Genomic DNA, 1,832 nt, shown 5'->3' with positions numbered 1-1,832 from the left:
GGGCTTCGCGCTGCTGGGCACGCTGGTCGGGCTCGGCACCATCATCGCGGGCATCGGTCCGCGCACGGTGCCCGACGTGGTCTACCACGCGCTGCTGCTCTGCGTTCTCGTGGCGGGCCTGGCCTGGGCGGTGCGATGCCGGCGGGCCTGATGGTCGGCGAGGTCATTCGCCACCTTCTTGTCAGGAGGCACAATCCCGCCATGCCGCGCATCCTGCTGATCGACGACGACGAACATCTCGCCGCGCCGCTGACCACCTACTTCGCCCGCTTCGGCTACACGCTGGAGAGCGCGGTGCGCCCGAGCGAAGGGCTCGCCAAATTGCGCGCGGGCCCGTTCGACGCGGCGATCCTCGACGTGATGCTGCCCGAGATGGACGGCTTTGCGCTGTGCCGCGAGATCCGCAAGGAGAGCGACATTCCCATCGTGATGCTCACCGCGCGCGGCGAGGTGATGGACCGCGTGGTCGGCCTCGAGCTGGGCGCCGACGACTACGTGCCCAAGCCCTTCGAGCCGCGCGAGCTGGTGGCGCGCGTGCAGACCATCCTGCGCCGCCAGCGCAGCACGCCGGCGGCGGCCAACGGCAACGGCACCCAGCACCGCGTGTTCGACGGGCTGTCGATCGACCTCGACCGGCGTCAGGTGCTGCGCCATGGCGAGCGCGTGGAGCTCACCGGCACCGAGTTCGAACTGCTCGCGCTGCTGGCGGCCGAGCCCGGCAAGGTGTTCAGCCGCGACGACATCCTGAACCGCCTGCGCGGCCACGAGGCCGAGCTCTACACCCGGGCCGTCGACATCGTGGTGAGCCGCCTGCGCAAGAAGCTCGAGCCGCTGGACTGCATCAAGACGCTGCGCAATGCCGGCTATGCGCTGGCCGTCGCGCGCAGCGAGCCTGCATGAGGCGCAGGCGGCGGAGTTTGCGCGAGGCGCTGCACGGGATCGCATCGCGCCGCGCGGAGCTGCACAGGCAATGGCATGCGCAGTGGCACGAGAAGGTGCAGGGCAAGCGCCGCTGGCGCCGCTCGCTGCGCATACGGCTGGTCATGATGTTCGTGATGCTGGCGCTGGTGATGGCGGCGGTGTTCATGGGCGGCATGAAGAAGTCCTTTTCCACCGGCTGGGCCGAGGCCGCCAAGCCGATGCTGGTCGACTATGCCGACCGGCTCGTCGCCGAGATCGGCACGCCGCCCGACGTGGCGCGCGCGCAGGCGCTGGTCGCTCGGCTGCCGATCACGATCCGCATCACCGGCCCCAAGGTCAACTGGGACTCCAACCCCGGCGGCAGCAACGGCCGCGGCGGCTGGATGCACGACCGCGACGAAGAACCCTGGAACGACAAGTGGTTCGTCCGCCCGACGGCAGATGGCCACCGCGTCATCTTCGGCTGGTCGCCCAGGCTCTGGCAGCTCGCGCCGCGCATCGTCGGCTGGGCCACGCTCTGCGCGCTGCTGCTGCTCGTGGTGCTGGGCTATGCCTATGTCAGCCGGCTGCTGCGGCCGCTGATCGACATCCGCGAAGGCGCGCAGCGCTTCGGCCGCGGCGAGTTCACGCAGCCGATCCCGATCCGCCGCAACGACGACCTGGGCGACCTCGCCGAGCACATCAACACCATGGCCGACGACATCCAGGCCATGCTCGATGCCAAGCGCGGGCTGCTGCTGGCGTTGAGCCACGAACTGCGCTCGCCGCTCACGCGCGCCCGGCTCAATGCCGAGCTGCTGCCGGCCACGCCCGAAAGCCAGGCCGAGCGCGAGGCGCTGCTGCGCGACTTGAACGAGATGCGCGACCTGATCAGCGACCTGCTCGAGAGCGAGCGGCTCGCAAGCCCGCAC

2 protein-coding genes are annotated in these 1,832 nt (G+C 70.3%); both read left to right on the top strand.

Features of this window, described 5'->3' with window-relative positions; all coding sequences use genetic code 11:
* The first annotated feature begins 201 nt into the window (after positions 1-201).
* Positions 202-900: a response regulator transcription factor gene (locus AC1DOC_RS32110; RefSeq protein ID WP_026284223.1), complete on the top strand. Its 699-nt coding sequence runs from the start codon at positions 202-204 to the stop codon at positions 898-900.
* On the top strand, positions 897-1,832 hold a 936-nt coding region (locus AC1DOC_RS32105), incomplete at its 3' end, for a HAMP domain-containing protein (RefSeq protein ID WP_478131379.1). The genes AC1DOC_RS32110 and AC1DOC_RS32105, both read left to right, overlap by 4 nt.

This window comes from Variovorax sp. 01T439_2, from assembly GCF_056398445.1.
This window is presented reverse-complemented; position numbering and strand designations above follow the sequence as displayed.